Below are 25,304 nucleotides of genomic sequence, written 5' to 3'. Positions count from 1 at the left end.
TGGATAGGTATATGAAACCAGTGTTTGTATTGAGTGATCATCCGCACCGTCGGTTTAATCCGCTAACGGGTGATTGGGTATTGGTCTCGCCTCATAGAGCCAAACGGCCCTGGCAGGGACAAATTGAAGAGCTGGCGGCGGATGATAAACCTGCCTATGACTCGTCTTGCTATTTATGTCCGGGCAATACCCGCATTAATGGTGCGGTGAATGACAATTATGTCGGCGCTTATGTGTTTACCAATGACTTTGCGGCGTTGGAGCCGGAAGATAGGGATTATCAAAGCGGTAGCGATTTGTTTTGTGCCGAGAGTGAGCGCGGCACCAGCCGTGTGATTTGTTATTCCGAAAGTCACAATAAAACCCTGCCAGAAATGTCCCAGGCGGCAGTGACAGAGCTTATCGATACCTGGTGCGATTTATATCGCGAACTGGGTGAGAGTCATTCCTGGGTACAGATTTTTGAAAATAAAGGCGCGATCAACGGCTGCTCTAACCCTCATCCTCATGGACAAGTTTGGGCAACAGGTTCGGTGCCGACATTGCCGCAGCGGGAAGATGAAAAGCAGTTGGCTTATCAACAAAAGCATCAACGCCCCATGCTGTTGGATTATGCGCAGCAAGAGTTGACCTTTAAAGAACGTATTGTGGTGCAAAATCAGGATTGGTTGGTGGTAGTGCCTTATTGGGCCAGCTGGCCATTTGAAACGCTGCTGTTACCGCTGCGTCATGTGCCCGATATGTTGAGCCTTTCTTTATTGGAACGCGAATCACTGGCCGACATTCTGATTCAATTAACAACGCGTTACGACAACCTATTTAAAACCTCCTTTCCTTACAGCATGGGGTGGCATTGCGCACCTTTTACTGCAGAAGATCATAGCCATTGGCAGTTGCATGCCCATTTTTATCCGCCATTGTTGCGCTCGGCATCCATCAAAAAATTCATGGTGGGTTACGAAATGCTGGGTGAAGTTCAACGCGATATTACTCCTGAACAAGCGGCGCAGTATCTGCGCGATCAATCCGCTATTCACTATAAAAATGCGGCATCTACAGATTAAAAGGTAATTGGTTATGAGTATGTTGGAAAATGTTACCCAGTGTTTTACCGAGCATTTTGATCAATTGCCGGATTTTGTTTCCAAAGCGCCGGGGCGGGTTAATTTGATTGGCGAGCACACAGACTATAACGATGGTTTTGTATTGCCAGCAGCGATTGATTTTTTCACGCTGGTTGCCACCTCTGTGCGACAAGATAATTTAATTAAAGTGATCGCGCTGGATTACACCGGGCAGAGCGATGAGTTTGCACTGAACTCTCTCTATGAAGCTCATCCCATCCAGATGTGGAGTAATTATGTCCGTGCCGTTGTGCGCACATTGGTAGATCGTGGTTATCAGCTCAAGGGCTGTAATTTGGTAGTGTCAGGTAATGTCCCTCAAGGCGCTGGTTTAAGTTCTTCGGCATCTTTGGAAGTTGCCTTAGCGCAGGCGCTTTTAACCGTTGCTGGCATTCAAATTCCGGCCACCGAATTGGCTTTAATTGGCCAGGCTGCGGAAAACAATTATGTCGGCTGTGCCTGCGGCATTATGGATCAGCTGGTATCGGCTGGCGGTCAAGAGGGCCATGCGTTATTGATCGATTGCCGCAGCTTGGAAACTACACCAATCCTTATGCCGTCACAGTTGTCGATTGTGATTATCAACTCGGGCGTAAAAAGAGGCTTGGTCGACAGCGAATATAATTTGCGTCGCGAGCAGTGTGCAGAGGCGGCGAAATTTTTTAATCAATCGGTTTTGCGCGATGTAACCAATGAACAATTTTTTGCTGCTGCCGATCAATTACCAGAGTTGGTGCGCAAGCGCGCACAACATGTGATTGAAGAGAATGAGCGAACCTTGAAAGCAGCTGAGGCCTTGGAAACCAATAATGTCGCACTGTTAAGTCAGTTGATGGCGGAGAGCCATGTGTCAATGCGCGATTTGTTTGAGATCACCACCCCTGAAATTGATTATCTGGTGGCAGCGCTGGATAAAGAATTGGGCAGTGATGGCGGTGTGCGTATGACCGGCGGCGGTTTTGGCGGTTGCATCGTAGCTTTAGTGCCACAACAAAAACTGTCCATAGTTGAGCCCATTCTGGCTGATTACCAATTAAAAACGGGTTTAATTGCCACGCCTTTTATCTGTACACCAGAGCAGGGCGCTAGTTTAGTGGCCTTGGAAAGTTAATATTCTCCTCGTGACTCTTTGTACCTGTTGAGGGCTATATCTTGGGTGAGATGATTGCCATTGATTGGGGTGGTACCAATTTTCGGCTACAGGTAGTGAATGCTGTAGGCGATATTGTGTATAGCATTACCCGGCCAATTGGCATTAACCAATCATCGCGCGCCGAGCTTGAACAATGTTTAATTGATGCGATTACACAATTGCCTGCGCAGTATGCGAGTGCACCGGTTGTGATGAGCGGTGCAGTGGGTTCCAATATTGGATTGTATGAAACGCCTTATATTGAATGCCCGGTGAATCCTTATCAATTGGTCGAGCATTTAATTAATATTCAAGTGAGCGACGTTAATGCTTTTATCGTGCCAGGAATTAAAACTCATGTGCGCGAAGGTTTGCCTGACGTCATGCGCGGTGAAGAAACCCAAATTCTGGGTTGGATGCAGCAGGCAAGTAGAGCGGAATTAAAAGAGGCACTCCTGTGTTTGCCCGGAACCCACTCTAAATGGGTGCTAGTTAAACGAGGAGAGATTGTTGATTTTTACACCGCATTCTCCGGTGAGCTTTTTGGCAGTTTATGTGCACAGAGTTTGTTGGTGAGCGGCACACAAATTCATGATGAAACCGCGTTTCTTCAGGGCGTTAAGGTCAATACGAGAGATACTTTTTTATTGAATTTAATGTTCAGCGCCCGCTCCAGAGTGTTAGCAGGGCTACATGAAAAAAATGTGAGTGCTGCGTACCTATCGGGTGTATTGATAGGTGCCGAAGTAAAAGCAGCAATGAAACTGTACGGAAAGAAAAAAAATATACATCTGATTGGTGCAGATCTTTTAGTGAATAGTTACGCCACAGCGATACAAATTTACCAAGGGAAATCGATTAAACATCAAGGAGCATTGATGGCAGCAAAAGGGGCAAGGTTATTGGCTAATCGATTTTTAGTGAATCACTCGCTGGAGCGCCGCGCCTGACAAAAATCGTATCTACTAAACCGTATACCGAATAAACGCTGTTTCTGATAAAAATAGTTCAAGTCATCATGTTAAAAAGTGAGTGAGATATGGGTGATCTTCCAGAAAAAAAATTAAGCAAAGCCAGTCTTCGTGCAATTGAGCGCGGTTACGATCAAAAAAATGCCGACTGGGTATTTGAATTTGATGTAAAACCCCTGGGCGGCGATTTTGCCTATCAAGAAGGTGTGATTCGACGCGACCCCTCTGCGGTTATTTTTGTCGATGGTCTCTACCATGTTTGGTATACCAAGGGTGAAGGTGAAACTGTTGGTTTTGGCAGTGCTAATCCGGAAGATAAGGTATTCCCCTGGGATAAAACTGAAGTGTGGCATGCAACCTCCAGCGATGGTTGGGATTGGAAAGAGCAGGGCGCGGCTATCGTAGCAGGCGCGCCTGGTTCCTATGATGATCGCGCGGTATTTACACCCGAGGTTCTTGCCCATGAAGGCCGCTATTATTTGGTTTATCAAACTGTCAAGGCGCCTTATTTAAATCGCACTAAAGAATGTATTGCACTTGCCAGTGCAGATTCGCCTTATGGGCCCTGGGTTAAAAGTCCCGCTCCCATTTTAACGCCGGCCGATAATGGTGTTTGGGATGGCGACGAAGACAATCGTTTTAATTGCAAAATCCGCGGCGATTTTGACAGTCACAAAGTGCATGACCCATGTTTGATGTTTTATCAAAATAAATTTTATCTTTATTACAAAGGTGAAATTATGGGGGAGCGTATGAACTTTGGTGGACGTGAAATAAAACACGGGGTTGCCATTGCCGATAAAATTGAAGGGCCTTATGTGAAATCGGAATTTAATCCGATCACCAACAGTGGGCATGAGGTTGTTGTGTGGCATGTGAATGGTGGAATTGCCAGTTTGTTGACTACCGATGGGCCAGAAAAAAATACCTGCCAATGGTCACCGGATGGTATTAACTTTGACATCATGGCGCATATTAAAGGTGCACCAGAGGCGTTGGGTTTATATCGCGACCCCGCTGCGGACATTCAAGACCCTATGGCTGGATTGGCGTGGGGGCTGTGTCACAAGTATGATTCTTCATGGAACTGGAATTATATTTGCCGTTTTAAAACCCGTCGGCAGATATTGGATCCTGGCACCTTTCAGAATGTAGCATCCTGATAATCTCCCCCCTGATATTTTCGTAAGCGCTGCGATAGCTTGTTTCGCAGCGCTTTTTGTTTCTGCGCTTATTCCCTCCGTCCCTTTATCTTCCTATAAATTCGCGTAAACGTTCTTAATTTGCCGCAAAAACTTCTCGCTTATGGCATTGCAATCTACCTCCATTGGCGCTAGTATTGTGTTAATTGTTAACAATTAACGGGTGATGTATGCTGCGTATAATAATTTTAAGTATTGCCATATTTGCGCTAAATGTGTTTGCAGCGGCTCCCACCGTTATCACCTTTGGTTCGGGGGAGATAGCGCCAAAAGAGGAAATCTACGAGTACCACCTGTTACGCCTGGCACTGGATGCTACCAAGGCGGAATACGGCGACTACGAAATTAGAGATTTGCCTAAAGGTGATGTGCCCACTTACTCACGTTTGCGGGTATTTGCTGAGGATAATCAATTCGAAAATTTTGTTTATAAAGATTCGGCGTCCAATGACATCCTTGAAAAATTACATGGCGTGGAGTTTCCTGTGGATTTGGGCGTCACCGGCTATCGAGTTGGTTTTGTGTCGCCCGACTCCAAGCGTAAGTTAGAAAAAATTGAAACTTTGGATGATTTGAAGCAACTGACTATCATCCAGGGGCGTGGTTGGTTAGATAGCGAAATACTCAAAAAAATTGGATTTAAAGTTGTTGAGGGCGGCAATATCAAAGGTTTGTTCTATATGGCAGCTAATGATCGGGGTGATATATTTTTGATCGGCGCGAACGAGCTGGGGCGGGAATGGAAAAAGAATCAGGATGTCAAATATTTAAACTACGACCAAAATGTATGTATTTATTATCCGCTACCAAAATTCTTTTTCTTGAATAAAAAAAATAAAGTCTTGGCTGATCGTATTGATAAAGGCCTTCAAATTGCCTATGAGTCTGGTGCCGTTAGAAAACTGTGGGATGAATACTACGGCGAAGCAGTGAGGTTTTCTGCGTTGAATAAGCGAAAAATATTCCGTTTTGAAAACCCTGTGATTAGTTCGCTGCGTAAAGATTATGAACGGTTTGTCATAAATCCTGAGTTGCTATAATTTTGCTAGAGTTGGTCATGCGGTGGCAGTCTGTCAATGTGAAAAACCCTGTTGAGTCCGCCAAGCGTTATCAGAGATTGTTTGCTGCTAATGTGATGGAATTAAAGGATCCATTTGGGAGTAGTAGTTTCTTTATAAATTTAGCCGGGACCTCACTAAGATTGGTTGGCATGCAGGGAGTAAATGCTGAAGCTAAAAAACGCATTAAATTGCACATGCCAGAAAAAGATGTTTTTACTGTGGTAGATAGTTTGATTAAAGAAAGGGAATTGTTTCAGGTTGAATCTATTAGCGGTAATTTATTTTATACGGACGCTGATGGCAATGTGTTTGAAATTGTCTGTGTTAACTAGGGTTTAATTGAGCGGTGATCGAGAGAAAGTAATGAAATCGTATCTTAGGAAGGTTTTGGTAACCGGAGGTGCAGGTTACATAGGTAGTCATGTTTGCATCGAATTAATCAACAATGGTTACTTTCCGGTAGTGGTAGATAATCTATCAAATGGAAAATTAGAGTCGCTGGCCAGAGTTGAAAAAATTACCGGTGTTAAACCGGATTTTTTTCAGTTGGATATCAATGATAAAGCCGCGTTACATCAAGTTTTTTCTGATTATGCGATAGGTTGTGTAATGCATTTTGCGGGCTTGAAAGCGGTGGGAGAGTCTACCCAAATACCTATCAAGTATTACCGGAATAATGTGTCGGGTACTTTGTCTTTGCTAGAGGTCATGGAGGAGCACTCAGTTTTTAATTTTGTATTTAGTTCTTCGGCGACCGTTTATGGCGATCCCGTATCTGTACCCATTGACGAATCATTTCCTCTGTCAGCCACCAATCCCTATGGTCGCAGCAAGTTGATCGTAGAAGATATTCTGCGTGATATGGCCAAGGCGCCAGACAATCAGTGGAACTTTTCAATCCTGCGTTACTTTAATCCTGCGGGTGCTCACGAGTCAGGTTTAATCGGTGAGGACCCCAAGGGGATACCTAATAACTTGATCCCCTATATCGCCCAGGTCGCAGTGGGCAAGCGTGAGGCGCTTACCGTTTATGGCAATGATTATGCGACCCCTGATGGCACTGGCGTGCGCGATTACATACATGTCGTGGATTTGGCGCGAGGTCATGTGGCAGCACTCAATGGTTTGACGCAGCAGTCGCGAGGTTGTTCAACCTATAATCTGGGTACTGGCACTGGCTATTCCGTATTGGAGATGTTGAAAGCATTTGAGCTGGCGTGCGGCAAATCTATACCCTATGTGATCAGCGCACGCCGCCCCGGTGATATCGCCAGTTGTTATGCTGACGTCTCTCTGGCTAAGGAGCGTTTAGGTTGGGCTGCTGAATACAGTGTAGAGCGAATGATGGCAGATACTTGGCGCTGGCAGTCGCGCAATCCAAATGGTTTTGCTGAATAAGGTTTTTCTGTGCTTGCTGTTGTGTTCTTTGGGAGGCCTGTGCCTCCCTTTTTTTGTCTGCTTTTTGTCTTTATCGCTATAGTGGCGCATGCGCTATGGTTACCTTTTTTCACACTCCTTAAGCTTAAAGTGTAAATTGCTAACAATCTACAATTGATTATTGACAATGATAAATAGCTGAGTAGTATTGTAATTGGCGTTAAAACTTAGCTTTTGTGCTCGATCCATGGAAGTGGGCGGCATAAAATAAAAAAATAAATACCTTACATGGGGGCTTTACGATGTCAAACATTACTCACCGCCTTAGAATTACGGCGCTGTCAGCGGCAATCTGTGCGGTTAACAGCGGTGTTGTCTATGCGCAACAAGAAGCAGTTTCTGCACAGCAAGATCAAGATGTGGAAGAAGTTGTGGTTACTGGTATTCGCGGGTCTATCAAAAGATCTGTGGATGACAAGCGTGAGGCACGCAAAATTGTCGATACCATCAACGCTGAAGATATTGGTAAATCAACCGACCAAAATATCGCGGAAGCATTGAACCGCGTTTCAGGCGTTAGTATGAATACCTCTGATGGTGAGGGTAAGACTGTTTCTATTCGCGGTGCAAACGCGGATCAGACCGTCGTTACTATGAATGGTACAGCGTTGGGGTCTACCGGCTTTTCTCAGGGTGTTGATTTGTCTTCCTATTCAGCCGACATCCTTTCAAAAATTGAAGTTATCAAAACGCCATCAGCAGATGATGAAGAGGGTTCGCTTGGCGGCTTGGTGAATTTGACCACTCGCAAACCGTTGGATATTAAGGAAGATGTTCGTACCGTTTCCCTGCAGGGCCGTATGGATGATCAATCCGAGGAGTTTGATCATAAATTTGTAGGTACTTTTTCGCAGAAATTCGCCGATGACTCAATTGGTGTTCTTGTTACAGTGAATGATGAAGAAAATAAACTTCGTCGCGATCAATATCATGCGCAGGATTACAGTACTTTTGGTTCAAATGCTTATACAGATGGACGCACAGGGCAAGCCTATGCTAACTCAACTGCGATGGCTATCGATGCCGCATCAGCTGCGGCTGCAGGGCGTGCTCCTACATTTGCAGGTGCTCAGGCGGTAGATCCATACGCGAATCCTCTATTTTGGACTCATGGTGGTGCTGAGCATAACCGCTCAATAGTTCAGGGCTTGGCGCCCAATCAGATGGGGTATCAATTATTTGAAAATGATTACAAGCGTCAAGGTGTTGACTTGTCGCTTCAATGGCAAGCCAGCGATACAACCGATCTCACCTTTTCTGCAAATTACAGTCAGGCAGATGTTAGTAACCGTATGGACGGTGTATTTGTAAACACCTCTCGTATGAGTAACTTTATTGACGGTGCTTCACAGCAAGGGTTGGGGTTGGGTTCTGAGTTTTGGGGCCGTACGAGTTTTTACGATAACAACCCAGTGGAATACGGTGGGACCGAGGGGGGAGCGCCAACTGACAATGATCAAATGCAGTGGACAGATCCTCAGCAGCAGTGGCATGTGTTGGATCCTAAAACACGTACTTGGACTACCCTGCTGAATCGCGAAAGCATTGGTTCTATTGAGGCTTCGGTAAATAATTACGAAACTGAAAACTCACTCTACGCGTTAGAGCTTAATCATGATTTCTCGGATCGTTTCCGTATGGTTGCGGGCGCATCTGTAAATGAATCAATCCAAACACCAAAAAATAATGTGTATTTGACGGCGAACACCAGCCGTGTAGTGGGTCCTTGGAACTTGCACCATGTACCTGCAAACTTGCTTAATCCTGCGGGCTACGATTGTTCCAGCGGTAACTGCCGCTTAAATGGTGGTTACACTGCGCCGGCCTCTTTGGGAAACAATGTTGATCTGGATCCTAGCTTAAATGATTTGTGGGATAACATAGGCACCTCAGGTTTTGACCCTGACGTTCTTGAAAACCACACACTAAGTTATATTCAGGCAACTATCACTGAGGTGAGTGATAAACAAGAAACGGCGTTTGTTGATTTTGATTTTGATCTGGACTCTTACGGAATTACAACTGTAGAGTTTGGCGCGAAGGTTACTCATCGCGAAAAATTTGTTAATAACCAATCCGGTACACCGCGCCCGAGTGATGAGCGTGTGCAGAGCATTAGTCCGTTTACCGGTGAAACTCTGTCAATTGACGCCAGTAACATCAATTTGATTCAGGTAACCAATTTTGCGGATGGCAAAGTGGATGCAAACGGCTTCTTAAGTGGCTTGGGTTACGCTAAAGATAACATCACTGATGGCTGGCTGCGCTTCGATCCAATTGCTGCGATTAATGCTGTATCTCAAGGCGAGCGCGCCTTTACTTTGGATAATACTCAAACCCGTGGCGCTGAGTTTGACAATGTGTCAGCGTATATTAAGGCAAATTTTGAATTCATGGATGAACGCATTCAGGGTGATGTTGGCTTCCGCCATGTTCGCACTGAGGTGGAAACCAACGGTTTCGCAGGTACCGTATTTGGCACTACCAGTTCAAATGGCGGCAGGGTTATAGACCCAATTCAGTTGATGAGAATGCGTGAAGTTGGGGCAGGTGGTGTCCAGTGCCCTTCATTGGCTGAAACACCAAGTCCATTGGATTACGGCACAAATTCCATTTTCTGGAATCCGCAGAATGGTAGTACAGATACTACGTTGGGTACTAACTACAGTCTGACGCAATTCTTTGAGCGTAATCGCTGGGCGCGTGTTGATGGCACTGGCTTCAATACTAATGGCACGCCGTTTGACTATAGTGATGATACTCCAATTGCCGCTACTAATAGTGGTCTTTGCTACGATCCAATCCTAGAACCTGGCGTTATTCCAAGCTCGTTCTTTGAGCGAAATTTGGTGCGATACGCCGATATCTCTACTGATCTGACCTATCCGTTTGATGCCAATGGTGTTCGCCAATTGACTGAGTCAGGCAATATCGTATCGAACGATCGCAGCCGCAACTCTGTTGCAGCAATTGATAATCATACCTACGACATTATTCTGCCAAGTTTGAACGTGAGTTTTGCCGCGAGAGAAGATTTGATTACTCGTTTTGCTGCGTCTAAAACCATGGCTCGCCCACCAATTGATGATTTACGTGCAGGTGCGCGCACCAATGAAGGGGATATTTTTGGTTCAGGCATAGCTTTGCGCCCGAGCTCCACCGTGCAATTGTTTACCGCGAAAATTGATCCGCTTGAATCCACCAATTTGGATTTTTCAGTTGAATGGTACTTCAATGACTCGGGCATGGTTTCGGCAAATATCTTTACCAAAGATATTAAAAACATGATCGAGGTGAAAGATTATTTGTCATATATTGGAGATCTGCGTAAGACAGCGGCTAACCCAGATGGTACTAGCTACAGTAACGGAGTATTTAGTGTTGATGGTCAGGATATTCCTTTGCTGTTGTCAGCAGCTGATGTGAATACCTGTATGCCTCGTCGTTTGCAAGGTGAAGCAGCATTATCGGGTACTCCTGAATTAATTTATGGAAACAACCCCGATTATCTATGTAACCAGTACACAGTGACTCAGAACGTAAACGCGGCAAAGGCATCGGTAGAAGGTATTGAATTGAACTACGTTCAAAACTTTGACTTCTTACCGGGTATCTGGTCCGGTTTGGGCACCTCTATGAACTTTACCTATCAAGAAGGTACCTTTGATAAGTCTCGTGAAGTAATTCCTGGCGCGCCAAAAGAATCCTACAACGCGACAGTCTATTGGGCGCAAGATGGTCACCAAATTCGCCTTGCTTGGTCTGGTGCGAGTGATGTGTTAGAGCAAACAGCCTTTGCCGGTGGTTCGCGTTGGAGAGAAGGTCGTCAAACATTGGATCTGTCCAGCAGCTATGCATTAACTGACTCGATCAGCCTGCAATTTGACGTAGCCAACTTGACTAACGAAACTGTGCGCACTTACTTCACTAGTCGTACCTTGGTATTGCCTGATGCCAATGGTAATCCAATTACCTTTAATGAGGGCTCGGCTATTAACGGCAATGCACCTACCAACCGTACTCTTGATGAATACACTGTTGGCAGAACATTCCGTGTAGGTATTCGTGCGGAGTTCTAAGTGATGGAAGGGCTGACAAATCTTGATTTGTTAGTCTGATAAAAATGAAGCGCTTTGGGTTTACCTCAAGGCGCTTTTTTTTGGATAAATATTTTTAACTGAAAATGTTGCCTAGTGAGACTATTATCAATATTCGGGCGCATTGCGCAAAATCACGCAATTAAATATTTAACAGGTGTAGTGTTTTGTCATCGAAACGATTTGTCATAGTGGGCGGTGGAACGGCGGGTTGGATGACGGCAATGTTATTCCAACATGCGTTTCAGGATTGTACGATTACGCTTGTTGAATCTGCGGCTACCGGAATTATCGGTGTAGGTGAAGGCTCTACGCCGGCATTAAAAGCGTTTATGGATGCTTTAGGCATCAGTGAAAGCGAATGGATGTCAGTTTGTCAGGCAACCTATAAATCGGGTATATCATTTAGGGGTTGGTCAACAAGAAATGGGTTTGAAGAATATTTTCATCCATTTTTTTCTCATTTTGATCGCGACCATATTAAAGCGCTTATATTTAATTCCGAATTGCGACGTGCAGGTAAACGTGTGCATGCGCATCCTAATTTGTTTAGTTATGCAAGCTACTTGGCTGCGAATTCTCTGTGCCCGATTACCCCATACGCTTTTCCATTTGAAGTTCAATATGGCTATCATTTTAATGCAGCTATGTTAGGTTCTTTCTTAAAAGAAAAAGCCATTGAGCGGGGAGTGGTATGGAAAAGTGCGCATGTCGAAAACATTGCATTAAATGCAGAAGGTGATATTGCACACTTGGCGTTCGAGGGTGGGGCAATACTTGAGGGCGATTTTTTTGTCGATTGCACGGGCTTTGCTTCGCTTATTACCGGCAAAACACTCGGCACTCCTTTTATTCCCTATAGTGATGTTTTATTTAACGATCGTGCCGTGACCTTAGCCTCTCCAGTGGAGAAGGTTATTTCAACGCAAACTGTAGCTACTGCATTAAATAATGGTTGGGCTTGGAAAATTCCTCTGCAAAATCGTGTGGGAAATGGCTATGTGTATAGTTCAGCTTTTTGTAGCGAAGCTGAGGCAGAGGAAGAGTTGCGCGCGCATCTGAATATGAATAATGGCGAAGGCGAAGCGCGTCATTTAAAAATGCGGGTTGGGCGAGCCAAAACTATGTGGAATAGAAATTCCCTGGCAGTTGGTTTGTCGCAAGGATTTTTAGAGCCATTAGAAGCAACGGCATTGGCGTTGGTGCAATTAACGCTTGTTAGGTTTGTTAAATTGTATAAAGCGGGTGTATATACCAATCAATACGCAGAGCAACTGAATTCAGAAATCGCAGAAGCGTTTGATAATGTGAAGGACTATATACATACACATTATTTAACGTCCGACCGTGAGGATACACCTTACTGGCGCGCCTGCCGCCAAAATTCTGCGGCGGCATCGAATCGCCTTAAACTGGTGTTACAAACTTGGTTGAGTGGTGCGGATATTAGTGAGGCGCTGCAAAGCACGGGGCTTAATCGCCATTATAAAGTGAATTCCTGGGTGTACTTGTTGAGTGGTATGGGAATATTTCCTCCCGAGCATCAACTGGTGCAAGCCAGCCCGGATGATTTGGCTAAAGTACCGTTGGATTCAATTGTCGATTTTTTTGAGCGGTGCGCGTTAAATCATATGCCGCAAGCAGAAGCCTTAAATATTCTGCGCACTGGTGCGAGTCCATTTTCTGTAGAAGGTCGCAATAAAGCGAGTAAAGAGCAGGCTCTTGCGCGTTTGCTTGGTCTTAACTTCGCTGTTTCATCCTAGGCCTATTCGCTGTTTGGTGTAAATGAGGCGCGAATGTAGGACGAGTTATATTTCTGCGCGCAGAGTCCCCAATATGCTTTGGTGCGAATCAGGAATTTTATTCACCTTATTTTTAATGGCGTAGGATACATTCTGCAAAAATTGAATATAGTGGGGGGCTATGTCGGCCGGCATAGAAAATTTTTCGTAATTGAGGAAAAATTTTTGACCTATTAATACTTCCAGCCAGCTATCGGTGCCAAAAATAGACGCTTCCGGTGGTGAGATCCAACCAGTTTTAGAAAACTCATTGAGTAACTTATCAAGTGATGCTGGGCGAGGCCCTGATTTTCGCTCTTTCCAGAACGAGTCCTCATCGCGTTGATTACAAAGGTAATGCACCATTAAAAAATCGCGCACTCCTTCAGTCTCCGAGCACCACGCACGATTAAATTTCTCTCTCCCTACCGCATTTAATTCATTATTGTCGATACTGTCGCGCAACTTTCTCGCATAAGCGCAAATTAAATGAATGCTGGTGGATTCCAATGGCTCTAAAAATCCTGCTGATAGGCCTATGGCTACACTATTAAGTGTCCACGGGGATGACAGTCGCCCGGTAATAAATTCTATTTTGCGTGGGGTAGTTAATAGATCGCCCTCAATACCCTCTAATAAGTGTTGTTTCGCCGTATCGTAATCCATATTTTTTGAGCAATAGACAATGCCATTACCGGTGCGGTTCTGAAGCTGGATTTCCCAGCGCCATCCGGCTGCGTGGGCAATTGAGCGAGTGTACAAACGAGGCGCTTTATTCAATGTTGTTTGTGCTGCAATTGCAGTATCACAAGGCAAGTATGCTTGCCAGTTATCAAAGTTTGCTTTTAATGCTTGTTTATTTAGGACGCCATGCATTCCCGAGCAGTCTACATATAAATCGGCGCTGAGTGTTTCGCCATCCTCCGCAATAAGTGCGGTTATACCGTTTTCATCTGTTTCGACTTTTACTATGTGCTTGGAAATGTGGATTGCGCCATTGTGCAACGCTTTTTCTCGAAGTAATCGAGCCAGAAGAGATGCATCAAAATGAAGTGCGTAAAGTAGGTTGCTTAAAGGGTAGAAGAGGCCGTTTGTGTTTTCGGGCGCTTTTGAACCGCGAGAAAACTTATCTGAATAAGCCGCAACAGCGGAAGGAATATAAGGTGTGAGGTCAGGATTTTTAAAATAGCGTGCCGTGCTTAACCAAATTTTAAAAAACTCAGCCTGTCCTAGGTTGTGCCCCATGTTGCCAAAACCATGCATATAGCGTTCGCCGGGACGGGACCAGTTTTCAAATTGAATGCCATACTTAAATGTTGCTTGGCAGTGCTTAACCAGATCCTGGTCGCTTATTTCTATATAATTTAAGAGATCGTAAATGGTGGGAATACTTGCTTCCCCAACGCCTATGGTTGGAATTTCTGCTGTATCAACTACTACAATCTGATAACCATGTGTTTCCCATTTTTTAGATAAAATAGCGCCCGTCACCCAACCAGCGGTTCCTCCGCCCAGAACAATGATTTTTTTGGAATGAGATTTGAGCATTTATAATTGCCTGTTGATAAATTTGGGTGGTGCAGTATGGTCAGCACTATAGTCGTTATTTGCCCATTATATTGGCGTTAGGATATATCGGAGGAAAAAACAGCTATTTATTTTATTGATAAATGTTAACATTATACATATATTGGTGTCGCATTTTCTTTAATTCAGGAACTGTTTGAAATATGGTGAATGTGCCTAGAGTATGTGTTGTCTATATTAATCATTTAAAGGATAGATAAATGTTACATAAAAAATTAGTGTTTTTATTTTCTTCAATTTTGTTATTGCTTTCGGGCTCAAGTTTTGCTGATTTTGGCCCTTTCAATAACCCTCAAGCATCTGGAACGGTAAAGAGTGGCTTAGGTGCAGTGAGTGGTATGTATATTTCGAATGTTCCAATTTTTGTAATGGATACAAAAGCCGTTATCGACTCATATTGTGTGTCCAAGGGCTATGAGATAGCCACTAGAACAACTGTTTCCTATGGGTCGAATAGTGGTGCTGTATTTGTGGCTATTGGCGGTGCATCGCACACAAATGCTGTTGTATCTACATATCAGGCCGGAATGCCCATCATAACTCAGGTCTGGTGTGACTATTCTGCTCAACCTACTGCAGTGGTTACTTATGGTCCTTTTGAGAATCCTGTGGGATCCGGTTATGTGAAATCCGGTGCTTACACAGGGCAGTATGTGACAGGTCGGTTGTTTAGTGGAGACACAATTTTGCTCAACTCTTGGTGTGTTTCTAAAGGTTATACCCGATACTTAAAACAAGAGCATGCATTTGGTTATGTCGGTTTTCTTGCCGGGAGCGGAACTGTTATGACTGATTTAAATATGTCATACAGTAATGGATCTACTCCATACACAGCAAAATTATGGTGCCAGTAATCTTGGTCTTATATTGATTTTAAATAATATCTGTGGACACAACTTTTTTTAATATTTGTAGGTTGTTTTTCCGACCCTAAATTAAATGTTTAGGGTCGTATTTTCAGAAAAAGGCAGCAATAAAAAGTTTAATGGCTTTGTAACTTATTAAAGAATATAAATGATCGCTTGATATTGTTGTGCCAATAGTCCCACTCATGTTTACCGGGTAGCGTTTCAAGTTCAGCAATATTACCTATGCCTTGAATATTTTTATTGAAGTTTAAATTTCCTTGATATAGTTGATCATCTATACCGCAATCAAATCGGATGGGCGGCAATGAATTCTTGTGGCGTTTAATCCAATAAAGTAATTCTGATTCTTGGGGATTTTCACAATCATAAATGCTTAATTCATCATTTACGAAAAGCGCCATTTCTCGAATATCTGTTATTGATGAGTGCGCCGATATACCTTTAAAAATTGTAGGGTATTTGGCCCCTAGACGCAGTGCGCCATAACCGCCCATAGATAGCCCAGCAATATATACATTGGAAGCAGGTGAGGCGGACGGGTTGCACTTTATAACCGCAGTAATCACATCTTCCACAATCCATTTTTCATAATTTTCACCGTTTGCCAGCGGTAAATAAGCTGAGCCGCCATAAAAACCGCCGTCGGAAGGCATCACCAATATCATTTGGCTGAGGCCACCTTTGGCGTATTCATCGCTATAGGCCTTGTGTGCACCGCCCAAACCCGACCATACCCAGTGATTGCCGTAAACACCGTGCAATAAAATGACAATCGGCAAGTCTTTGCCATCGGGATGAGCGTTAAAGACGCTGATATCGCAGCGTCGGTTTAAGTGTGAACTCTGAACGGTGAGTAATTGAAAATGTTCAGCTAGATATTCCGGGTTGGATTGTTCAATTCTAATAACAGCCATTTGAATTATTCCTCGTCATCAAAGACAACAACACCTTTGGCGATACGGCCATTAATTAAATCATCAAAACCCTGCGCTACATCTTCAATGCGATAGGTTTTAGTGACCAACTCATCCAATTTTAATTGACCCGCGCTATATAAATCCAAAATGCGTGGAAAATCCCGGTCGGGATTGCACATGCCATAAAGTGGATTGATATAGATTTTGTCCCATTCAAATAATTCACAGTCAAAATCAATGCGCTGCTCAATGCCACTGACTTGCACCGCCGTTCCGGCACTACGAATAAGTTTGAGTGGTGCTGAGCCAAGCGCGGGAACAGCGGTGCACTCAAAAGCATAGTCTGTACCGCGCCCGCCGTTGATCGCACGTACTTGCGTGGCTACTTCGTTAAAATCCTTATCATCTCGTGTCGCTATGACACCGTGGGTCGCACCGAATTTTTTAGCTTGATCCAAGCGCTCGCTATTGATATCAATGGCGATAATTTTATTGGCGCCTGACAATTTTGCCGCTTGAATAACATTTAAGCCGACGCCACCACAACCAATTACACAGACGGATGAGCCCAGCTTGACGTTGGCGGCATTGACTACAGAGCCCCAGCCCGTCATAACACCGCAACCAATAATTGATGCGGTGGCGTAAGGGATGTCGCAGTGAATTTTGACTACTGCAGATGCTTTAACAATAGTATGTTCAGACATAGTGCCGAGATGAAAAGAGCGTTCAATCGGCGCGCCCTGATGGCTTGCAGCATCTGGGTGTGCATGCCCACAAAGACCTTGCCCGCACACCGGTGAATTTATTTCGCAGATATGAGTATTGCCTTCGCGGCATTGAAAACAGTGACCACAGGGAATTGCCCAGTTTAAGATAACTCTATCACCAGCTTTCACTTTGGTTACTGCTGAACCAACGGCCATAACTATGCCAGCACCTTCATGGCCAACAATAAAAGGTTTGTTCCAGGTATTGATGGAGTCCCAGTCGGTGTGGCAAATGCCCGATGCTTTTAATTTAATCAGCACCTCGTCTTGTGCCGGAGTACCAATGGCAATTGTGGTTAAATGGAAGTTTCCTTTGCCATCAGACAATATGGCTTTTGAATGAATCATAAAAGTTAGCTCCAGTAAAGTTCGTGAAGTAGGTGTGAATGGGTTAAAAACGAAATATATAGACTAGAATTAGTTTGATTTTCATTGTTGATGATCGGCCATAGCTAAAAAATATTGCTATCGCATTAAAAATATAATCAACTTTATTCCAAGAATATTGACTACTGGAAAATGAGCATGGGCAAAAACAACGTATATTGCGAGCCGTTTTGCATACAGCATGGTTATGATTTTGAAATTCATCATGTGGTGTATTCGGAGGACTCTCCTTATTCCTGTTTTATGCATTTTCATGAAGTTCACGAACTTATCGTCTTTGATTCTATTGAGGGAACTTTTTTTTACAGCCAAGGCAAGTCAGCTTTGTGCGATCAGGATCTCGTCTTCACTCCCGCATTGGAAACCCATGATTTTGAGCTGTCATCGCGCAATAAATCCTGGTACATCATCCAGTTTTTACCTACCCTTTTGCTGTCCCCTGGACTAGAGCAGGCAGAGAATTTCTTTAAATATGGAATGCACTTACGCCTGAAACCTGAGGATGCAAGTGCCATTCAAACCCTGTCACAATGGCTGCTGGATTCCTATCGTGAATCACCTTCCAGCAATCGCAGCCAGGCATTGTTGCTCGCGCTGTTAACCTGGGTGGCAGATCGCGCAACTCCGTTAAAACCTCCGCACTATGACACGCTGTTAAAATCTTCCGGTTACATGAAGCTGGAGCCGGTAATTAATTTATTTCGCCACCATAAAAGTGTTGAGCTTTCCCTGGATCAGGCCGCGGAGTTGTGTTGTATCTCTCCGGCGTATTTTTCACGCTTGTTTAAATCCGTATTTCGCTGCAATTATTCTGACTACAATGTTAAACACCGGCTTTACAGCGCTGCACGAATGTTAAGTCAAAGCCAGTTTTCCATTACTGAGATCAGTTACGAGCTCAATTTTTCCAGCCCCTCTCATTTCATTTCCCAATTCAAAAAACTATTTGGTGTAACTCCAAAGAAATTCAAAACCACCATGCTACAGCGGGTTACCGAGCTCTAGATCTGGTGGGTCATTATTGGTGTGTTGCAATAGATCCGCGCATTGAGCCGATTTAATGTAGCAAAATGCATCTGTTAGAAATGGCACGAATAAAGCCAGGAATGTCATTTATTTGACATTCGGAATGCAGCCATGTCTTGATTTGTTAAGAGCTCATCGCCAAGGTTGATAAAATGCCGGCATGGTGTATATTGTTTATTGTTGACAAAATAATGACTGCAGACTTAGGAAATTGGCTGTTTCATAAGGTTTTTTTAAGAAATCGCGGTTGTTGATAACACTTCAATATATAAATTAAAAATAGGTGATTCATGATGTGTTCGAGTTATAAGCTTGATCGGCCCATTACTTTGTTTCTGAAAACCAGCGTGCTTAGTGTGGCTGCGCTGTTCTTAATCGCCTGTCAGGAAGAGGCGGCAGATAAGGGCGCTGCTGTATCCGAAGTTAAATCAATGCCTGCGGATAAGGTGTTGTTTGATTTTGAAGGCGATCAGTTACCGGCAGAAATTAGTTTTTTTAACGCTCAGGGAAGTTTGGTTAAATCCTCAGCGAGTGATACCTCCGCATCGCAAGCATTAAAAGTAAAGTTCAACTCTGTTGATCATGAATACACCTCCTTAGTTATCCAGCCAAAGTCAGATACATGGAATTGGAGTGATATTGGCGATGCTAGTCTTGCCTTTGATATTGCCAATGACGGTGAGCATTCCGTACAGCTATTTTTAGATGTGTCTGATGCAAAAGGTAATAGCTTTACTCGCAGCGTCAGTGTGCCGGTAGGCAAGTCCCGCGTTTATTATTCCAAGTTAAGTGGCCACGATATGGTCAGTGCAAATCCGGATTCCAAAGTGGAGTTGAATGCAGCCTCAGGATTGCGCGGCAACCCGCCGACCTGGTCTGGCGATGATGTGCAGTTCATCTGGATGTGGGGCGTTATGAATTTGGATTTGTCCGCTATTAAGCGCATATCCTTAAGTGTTCAATATGCTTTGCACGATAAAGAAATCACCCTCGACAATATTCGGGTTATTAAAAGCCCTGCAATGAATAAAGATTTCCTGGTCAATCTGGTCGATAAATTTGGCCAGCCAGCCAAAGTGGATTTTGCCGGTAAGATTCATTCTGAGACAGAGTTGCAAGCAGCAACCCAGAGCGAGTTGAAAGAGCTAAATAACGGTGCGCCACTAGCCGATAGATCTACATTTGGCGGTTGGAAAAATGGTCCGAAACAACCTGCAACAGGCTATTTTTATCCTAAAAAAGTTGATGGAAAATGGTGGTTGGTTGATCCAGAAGGGTATCTTTATTTTGCGACAGGATTGGATATCATACGTTTAGCCAATGCATACACTATGACTGGCTATGATTACGATGCTTCAACTATTGAGCAGCGCAGTGCCGATGATTTGACTCCCGAAGACTCGAAAGGAAAAATCCTTATTTCAGAAGAGGCGCAAAAAACCCGTCATTTGGTTTCTAAAACTCGCGCCGACATGTTTGAGTGGTTGCCCAAGCACACTGACCCTTTGGGTAATCACTATGATTACAATCGTGATGCCCACTCAGGCCCACTGCTAAAAGGCGAAGCCTTTAGTTTCTATAGTGCCAATCTTGAGCGTAAATACGGTGAAACAGAACCTGATTCCTATTTGCGCCAATGGGAAAAAGTTACTGTGGATCGCATGTTGAATTGGGGTTTCACCTCGCTAGGAAACTGGACTGATCCAAAATTCTACAGCAATCAACGCATTCCTTATTTTGCCAATGGCTGGATTATTGGCAACTTCAAAACAGTTTCCAGTGGCAATGATTTTTGGGGCGGTTTGCCTGATCCATTTGATCCGGTATTTAAAGAGCGCGCACTTGCCACGGCCAAGGCTATTGCTGAAGAAACTAAAAATAGCCCTTGGTGTGTCGGCGTATTTATTGATAACGAAAAAAGCTGGGGGCGCTCAGAAAGCAAAGAGTCTGAATATGGCATAGTGTTAAATACACTGACTCGCGATGGCGCAGACTCGCCAACGAAAAATAAATTTACGCAGTTGATGAAAGAAAAGTATGTGGATATAGCAGCATTAAATACCGCATGGGGAACCTCAGTTGAATCCTGGGATGCATTTCAAAAAGGTGTAAAAACTGGCATTAACAACGATGTTCAATTGCAAGATTTCAGTCTGTTATTTACCCAGTATGCTGAAGAGTATTTCAAAATTGTTGAGGGCGCCTTAACACAATATATGCCTAATCACCTGTACTTGGGTGTGCGTTTTGCAGATTGGGGAATGCCAAAAGATGTAGTTAAAGCAGCGGCAAAATACGCCGATGTTGTTAGCTATAACTTCTATAAAGAAGGTTTAACCAAAAATAAATGGACGTTTTTAGCGGAGCTGGATAAACCCAGCATAATCGGTGAATTCCATGTAGGCACAACGGAGTCAGGTTTGTTCCACCCAGGCTTGGTGCATGCGGCCAATCAGGAAGATCGTGCAAAAATGTATAAAGAGTACATGGAAACGGTTGTCGATAATCCTTATTTTATTGGTGCACATTGGTTCCAGTATATGGATTCACCGGTAACTGGCCGCTCCTATGATGGTGAAAACTACAATGTAGGTTTTGTGTCGGTGACTGATACACCCTATGCACCTATGGTGAAAGCCGCCAAAGAGCTGCACGGTGAAATGTATACTCGCCGCGCGAAAAAATAATAGTGTTTATGATCGTTTCAGAACGAAGGAGCTAGTCAGTAATGGCTGGCTCTTTTTTTAACGATGAAATATGTAATCACTACATGCAATGCAGATTTCCAATTCCCATATTTGATAAATACCGGATGTTTTATGAATGATTTTTTTTCACGTCGCGATGCATTAAAGCTGGCAGTTGCAGGTCTGGCAACTAGTGCTATTGGCTGTTCTGTAAACACGAGCAATGATAAGCCAGTAACACAACAGCTGCTTGATTCATCGGTAGCTGATACCTGGAGCAATAGCCATGATCGGGTATGGATCGGCGGCGACTATTGGGCTAACCCAATGGAGGATTGGCGTATTGTTAATGGTGGGGCTGAGTGTTTGAGTACCGGCGGAAATCGCAGCATACATTCGTTAACACATCAATTAGCAAATGTATCAGGTATTTTCTCTATTGCGGTGCGCATAAAAAAATTGACTGTCGGCGAGCAAGATGGCGGTGCCGGTATTCGCATTGGTGTGAATAGCGATATTAAAGAGTATCGCAGTAACTGTTTTGTGCAAAAAGGCTTTGATGCCGGAATTATCCACAATCAACTTGCATTGGGCGCTAAGCGCGTCGAATTACTGCAATCCTTGGGTGATGCTGAAGTTGAATTGAAGCTCTCTGGTGAGCCGCGTATTGGTGTATATGCATTGACCCTTGAAGCAAGGTTGGTCGACACAGGCAAACTAATTGGCCAAATAGATGATTTGGTTGCAACCGATCACATCATGGGTAATGTCGCTGTGGTCAGTAACTTTGCAATTTCTTCGGAAATCGCGGCGAACCCAAAAGGGACCACCTATCGGTTTTCAAAATGGACACTGCAAGGCAATGCATTTAGCAATCTACCCGAACAAAAATTTGGTCCCATTTTATGGACTATGTACAGCCTAAGTGATAGCCGCAGCGATGAAGGTTTTGTATTGAAGTTGAGCGCCTTGACTGGCCCTATGGGGGCGCAAGATAGCCATGAAGTTGAATTGCAGGTGCAGAAGTCTGGCAGTTGGAAAACTATAGCCAAGGCGCCGTTAGATTCAGATGCTTGGGTGGCTACATTCCGTATTTCGCACTGGAATGAAAAAGAAGTTACTGCGTATCGTGTGGTTTATCGCGAGCAGCGTCGGGATGGTAGTCAGGTGTCGGATTATTTTTCCGGTACTATTAAAGCCAATCCAGTGGGTAGAAATTTGCGCATGGCAGCACTGACTTGCCAAAATGATTATGCTTTTCCCTATGCCCCTGTTGCGACAAATGTTGCCAAGTTAAACCCGGATTTGGTATTTTTTTCGGGTGACCAACTTTATGAGAACCACGGTGGTTTTGGTTTAATTCGCACGCCTGCTGAGCCAGCGCTGTTAAATTATCTGCGCAAGTTTTATCAATTCGGTTGGGCGTTTCGCGATGTAATGCGCAATGCGCCCACTCTTTGTTTGCCCGATGATCACGATATTATGCAGGGCAATTTATGGGGCGAAGCTGGCGCAATGGTTTCATCTGATGCCCCTATTATTGATGGCAACGTGGATATGTGGGGCGGTTATGCGCTTCCGATACGTGTAGTGAATACCGTACATAAAACTAATACGGCACATCTTCCAGACCCCCATGATCCAACCCCTTCACTGCGCGGCATGAATGTGTATTACACCGATTTAGTGTATGGCGATGTTGGTTTTATTATTCTGGCGGATCGCCAGTGGAAGAGCGGTCCTGATCGATTGAATATTGTTGTAGGCGTGACCGGTAACGGTGAAGCTCCAACCTTTGTTAACCCTGATTTTGATCGTTCTGATTTACAGCTTTTAGGTACAAGGCAAGAAGAGTTTTTAGCGCAATGGGCGAATGATTGGCGTGGACATTCATTAAAAGCCGTGTTGAGTCAAACCGTTTTTGCTGGCATCTCAACGCATCAGCCGTTGCCCACCAAATATTTAAAATATGATTTTGACTCCAGTGGTTGGCCTGCCAGTGCACGCAATCGCGCAATTGAAATCATGCGCACCTCAAAAGCATTGCACATTTGTGGCGATACGCATTTAGGAACATTGTCGCAATATGGTGTTCACGCACAGCGCGATAGTAACTGGGCATTTTGCACACCGGCAATTGCTGCGGGCTGGCCGAGATGGTGGCGCCCTGACGATATAAAAATTCCTTTTGCACATCGCCCTGCCCATGGGCACTCACAAACCGGTGAATATTTGGATAGTTTCGGTAATAAAATTTATGTATATGCGGTTGGTAATCCCGAGGTGGGCAAGTCCAATAATCGCTATATTCAAGCTCATGAAAAGGGCAGTGGTTTTGGTTTTATTGTGTTTGATACGGTTGCAAAAACTTATACCACTCAAGCCTTTAAATTTTTAATAGATGTGGCAGATAACAGTCCGAATAATCAATTCTTAGGTTGGCCGGTGACTATTCATCAAGACGAAAATATCGGGGTGAATAGTTTGAGCTAATTGTTTAATTGCTATAGCTGATCTTCCACATGTTTTTCCATTCCCAAAGCCGCGGCCTTATACCGCGGCTTTTTTCGTTTAGACGAAAAGGTTATTTTCCTGTCTATTGAATAATGTTAACAATTAACATATATTTGGATTGTATTGATTAGACATAGATGTCGCCTGACTTATAAAAATAATAATTAACCTAGTTCAATTAAAGCCATATCAAAAAACGTTTTCCGTCCAGTATAAAAATAATCACGTGGAGCCTTGTTATGAAAAAGCATATTTCATGCTGTATTGCATTAATGTTGACCTCAGTAGCTTCGTTGGCTGCTGATTGGGATGCATATCCTGTGCCCGCTAGTGCAGGTGCTGGGAAAGTTTGGCAGCTACAGTCTCAGTCGGATGAATTTAATTACAACTTTTCTGCTACAGCAGCTGCTGCAACCTTCGGTGGTAAGTGGACTAATTTTTATCACAACACTTGGGAAGGGCCGGGGCCTACTCGTTGGATGCGCGAAAACACCTCAGTGTCTGGCGGGCAATTGCAAATAAAAGCAACACGTGTTGCGGGTGAAACCAAAACCTACGATGTGGATTTAAATCTCGATGGGGTTAATGAGCAATTCACTTCTCCTGCTACGCGTGCTGGCTGCATCACCTCAACGACTAGAGTGAAATATCCGGTATTTATTGAAGCGCGGGTAAAAATTGCCAATGCGGTAATGGCATCTGATGTTTGGATGCTCAGCCCTGACGACACAGAAGAAATTGATATTCTTGAGGCTTATGGTGGCAAAGCGGCGCGCAATGATTGGTTCGCGCAACGCTTGCATTTAAGCCATCACTTATTTATTCGCAATCCATTTACCGATTACCAACCGCGCGATGCCAGCACTTGGTACGCAGGGGCAGGGGTAACTTATTGGGCTGATAATTGGGTTCGTATAGGTGTGAATTGGGTTAGTCCAACCCGCCTTGAATATTATGTAAATGGCCAGTTAGTTAAAGTGATGGACAAACTGAATACCGTCAACGGCATTGATGGTATAGATCCGTGGAATATCACGGGTGGTAAAGGCATTACTAAAGAGATGGATATCATTATCAATATGGAAGATCAAAATTGGAATGCAGCGCAAGGGCGCCAACCTACGGATGCTGAAATTACTAATGCAAGTAATCACACCTTTAAAGTGGATTGGATTCGTGTTTATAAGCCTGTAACCGCAACAACCAGTTCATCGTCTAGTAATGGTAGCGCTGCTAGCAGTGCTTCAAGCAATACAGTTCAGCTGATCGATTTCGCCAATTATTTTGATACAGGTAAGGTTACGGCGAGTGTTTCTGGCGATAACTATATTGGTTTTAATAAGTCCGGTGGCGGCAATATTAATTACAACACGGTCGGTGATTGGGGTGATTATTTAGTGACGCTGCCTAACGACGGTAAATATAAATTTGAAATTATTACCGCATCGCCTATGACCAGCGGCCTTGGTGCAAAACTCATTATTGATGGAATTTATGTGGGAACCATCAGTGTGGGTTCTACCGGTGGGTGGGAGGTGTATAGCGCATTTGCGCTGGCTAATAGTATCTCCATTGGTGCTGGTACCCACACTGTGCGCATTGAAAGCACTGGTAGCAGCAGCTGGCAATGGAATGGCGATCAAATTCGAATTACTCGAGTTGGCTCACTCTAACCTTTAGCTAGCTTGTTAAATAATGATTGTATTTTTTACGGTTTCGTTAATATAAAAATAACTTTTGGA

Annotated in this window: 17 protein-coding genes; 14 read left to right on the top strand and 3 right to left on the bottom strand. The window is 44.0% G+C overall.

The window, feature by feature from the left end; all coding sequences use genetic code 11:
* The first annotated feature begins 11 nt into the window (after positions 1-11).
* From NNX04_RS05140 to NNX04_RS05100, 9 genes are all read left to right on the top strand, one after another.
* Positions 12-1,064 (top strand): UDP-glucose--hexose-1-phosphate uridylyltransferase, encoded by a 1,053-nt coding sequence (locus tag NNX04_RS05140; RefSeq protein ID WP_261947693.1) that lies wholly within the window; start codon positions 12-14, stop codon positions 1,062-1,064.
* A 13-nt stretch (positions 1,065-1,077) separates the two neighbouring features.
* Positions 1,078-2,235 carry a galactokinase gene (gene galK, locus NNX04_RS05135; RefSeq protein ID WP_261947692.1) on the top strand — a complete coding sequence of 386 codons (1,158 nt, stop codon included), beginning with the start codon at positions 1,078-1,080 and terminating at the stop codon, positions 2,233-2,235.
* 50 nt (positions 2,236-2,285) lie between these two features.
* On the top strand, positions 2,286-3,206 hold the full coding sequence (locus NNX04_RS05130; protein ID WP_225319015.1) for a 2-dehydro-3-deoxygalactonokinase: 921 nt from the start codon (positions 2,286-2,288) through the stop codon (positions 3,204-3,206).
* An 89-nt stretch (positions 3,207-3,295) separates the two neighbouring features.
* On the top strand, positions 3,296-4,390 hold the full coding sequence (locus NNX04_RS05125; protein WP_151030819.1) for a glycoside hydrolase family 117 protein: 1,095 nt from the start codon (positions 3,296-3,298) through the stop codon (positions 4,388-4,390).
* Positions 4,391-4,644: 254 nt separating this feature from the next.
* Positions 4,645-5,469: a transporter substrate-binding domain-containing protein gene (locus NNX04_RS05120; RefSeq protein WP_261947691.1), complete on the top strand. Its 825-nt coding sequence runs from the start codon at positions 4,645-4,647 to the stop codon at positions 5,467-5,469.
* 17 nt (positions 5,470-5,486) lie between these two features.
* Positions 5,487-5,822, top strand: a complete 336-nt coding sequence (locus NNX04_RS05115; RefSeq protein ID WP_151030821.1) for a hypothetical protein — start codon at positions 5,487-5,489, stop codon at positions 5,820-5,822.
* 31 nt (positions 5,823-5,853) lie between these two features.
* Entirely contained in the window at positions 5,854-6,888 is a 1,035-nt protein-coding gene (gene galE, locus NNX04_RS05110; RefSeq protein WP_040391646.1) for a UDP-glucose 4-epimerase GalE, read from the top strand.
* A 281-nt stretch (positions 6,889-7,169) separates the two neighbouring features.
* Complete coding sequence (locus NNX04_RS05105) at positions 7,170-11,006, top strand: TonB-dependent receptor domain-containing protein (protein ID WP_151030822.1); 3,837 nt, start codon at positions 7,170-7,172, stop codon at positions 11,004-11,006.
* A gap of 185 nt (positions 11,007-11,191) precedes the next feature.
* Complete coding sequence (locus NNX04_RS05100; RefSeq protein WP_225318877.1) at positions 11,192-12,787, top strand: tryptophan halogenase family protein; 1,596 nt, start codon at positions 11,192-11,194, stop codon at positions 12,785-12,787.
* Between the two features lie 45 nt (positions 12,788-12,832).
* Here NNX04_RS05100 and NNX04_RS05095 read toward each other — a convergent pair whose 3' ends face one another.
* Positions 12,833-14,353 carry a tryptophan halogenase family protein gene (locus NNX04_RS05095; protein ID WP_261947690.1) on the bottom strand — a complete coding sequence of 507 codons (1,521 nt, stop codon included), beginning with the start codon at positions 14,351-14,353 and terminating at the stop codon, positions 12,833-12,835.
* Positions 14,354-14,592: 239 nt separating this feature from the next.
* On the opposite strand from NNX04_RS05095, the gene NNX04_RS05090 reads away from it, so the two are divergent.
* Positions 14,593-15,246, top strand: coding sequence for a hypothetical protein (locus NNX04_RS05090; protein ID WP_151030824.1), 654 nt, complete (start codon positions 14,593-14,595; stop codon positions 15,244-15,246).
* Positions 15,247-15,374: 128 nt separating this feature from the next.
* Here the strand turns inward: NNX04_RS05090 and NNX04_RS05085 are convergent, their stop codons facing one another.
* Together NNX04_RS05085 and NNX04_RS05080 are read right to left on the bottom strand one after the other, a co-directional pair.
* Positions 15,375-16,175 (bottom strand): alpha/beta hydrolase, encoded by an 801-nt coding sequence (locus tag NNX04_RS05085; protein WP_151030825.1) that lies wholly within the window; start codon positions 16,173-16,175, stop codon positions 15,375-15,377.
* A 5-nt stretch (positions 16,176-16,180) separates the two neighbouring features.
* Complete coding sequence (locus tag NNX04_RS05080; RefSeq protein WP_151030826.1) at positions 16,181-17,296, bottom strand: Zn-dependent alcohol dehydrogenase; 1,116 nt, start codon at positions 17,294-17,296, stop codon at positions 16,181-16,183.
* A 177-nt stretch (positions 17,297-17,473) separates the two neighbouring features.
* Between NNX04_RS05080 and NNX04_RS05075 the strand changes: the two genes are divergently transcribed.
* From NNX04_RS05075 to NNX04_RS05060, 4 genes are all read left to right on the top strand, one after another.
* Positions 17,474-18,340 carry a helix-turn-helix transcriptional regulator gene (locus NNX04_RS05075; protein WP_151030827.1) on the top strand — a complete coding sequence of 289 codons (867 nt, stop codon included), beginning with the start codon at positions 17,474-17,476 and terminating at the stop codon, positions 18,338-18,340.
* A gap of 377 nt (positions 18,341-18,717) precedes the next feature.
* Positions 18,718-21,048 carry a beta-galactosidase gene (locus NNX04_RS05070; RefSeq protein ID WP_261947689.1) on the top strand — a complete coding sequence of 777 codons (2,331 nt, stop codon included), beginning with the start codon at positions 18,718-18,720 and terminating at the stop codon, positions 21,046-21,048.
* Positions 21,049-21,180: 132 nt separating this feature from the next.
* Entirely contained in the window at positions 21,181-23,541 is a 2,361-nt protein-coding gene (locus NNX04_RS05065) for an alkaline phosphatase D family protein (RefSeq protein WP_151030828.1), read from the top strand.
* Positions 23,542-23,801: 260 nt separating this feature from the next.
* Positions 23,802-25,235, top strand: coding sequence for a carbohydrate-binding protein (locus NNX04_RS05060; RefSeq protein ID WP_151030829.1), 1,434 nt, complete (start codon positions 23,802-23,804; stop codon positions 25,233-25,235).
* The last annotated feature ends 69 nt before the right edge of the window (positions 25,236-25,304 follow it).

The sequence above is a fragment of the Cellvibrio sp. QJXJ genome, from assembly GCF_024452345.1.
Taxonomy (GTDB): Bacteria; Pseudomonadota; Gammaproteobacteria; order Pseudomonadales; family Cellvibrionaceae; genus Cellvibrio.
This window is presented reverse-complemented; position numbering and strand designations above follow the sequence as displayed.

Coding starts and splice junctions, on each gene's coding strand:
- NNX04_RS05140 (WP_261947693.1), top strand. CDS start 12: ATGAAACCAGTGTTTGTATTGAGTGATCATCCGCACCGTCGGTTTAAT.
- galK (WP_261947692.1), top strand. CDS start 1,078: ATGAGTATGTTGGAAAATGTTACCCAGTGTTTTACCGAGCATTTTGAT.
- NNX04_RS05130 (WP_225319015.1), top strand. CDS start 2,286: ATGATTGCCATTGATTGGGGTGGTACCAATTTTCGGCTACAGGTAGTG.
- NNX04_RS05125 (WP_151030819.1), top strand. CDS start 3,296: ATGGGTGATCTTCCAGAAAAAAAATTAAGCAAAGCCAGTCTTCGTGCA.
- NNX04_RS05115 (WP_151030821.1), top strand. CDS start 5,487: ATGCGGTGGCAGTCTGTCAATGTGAAAAACCCTGTTGAGTCCGCCAAG.
- galE (WP_040391646.1), top strand. CDS start 5,854: ATGAAATCGTATCTTAGGAAGGTTTTGGTAACCGGAGGTGCAGGTTAC.
- NNX04_RS05105 (WP_151030822.1), top strand. CDS start 7,170: ATGTCAAACATTACTCACCGCCTTAGAATTACGGCGCTGTCAGCGGCA.
- NNX04_RS05095 (WP_261947690.1), bottom strand. CDS start 14,353: ATGCTCAAATCTCATTCCAAAAAAATCATTGTTCTGGGCGGAGGAACC.
- NNX04_RS05090 (WP_151030824.1), top strand. CDS start 14,593: ATGTTACATAAAAAATTAGTGTTTTTATTTTCTTCAATTTTGTTATTG.
- NNX04_RS05085 (WP_151030825.1), bottom strand. CDS start 16,175: ATGGCTGTTATTAGAATTGAACAATCCAACCCGGAATATCTAGCTGAA.
- NNX04_RS05080 (WP_151030826.1), bottom strand. CDS start 17,296: ATGATTCATTCAAAAGCCATATTGTCTGATGGCAAAGGAAACTTCCAT.
- NNX04_RS05075 (WP_151030827.1), top strand. CDS start 17,474: ATGGGCAAAAACAACGTATATTGCGAGCCGTTTTGCATACAGCATGGT.
- NNX04_RS05065 (WP_151030828.1), top strand. CDS start 21,181: ATGAATGATTTTTTTTCACGTCGCGATGCATTAAAGCTGGCAGTTGCA.
- NNX04_RS05060 (WP_151030829.1), top strand. CDS start 23,802: ATGAAAAAGCATATTTCATGCTGTATTGCATTAATGTTGACCTCAGTA.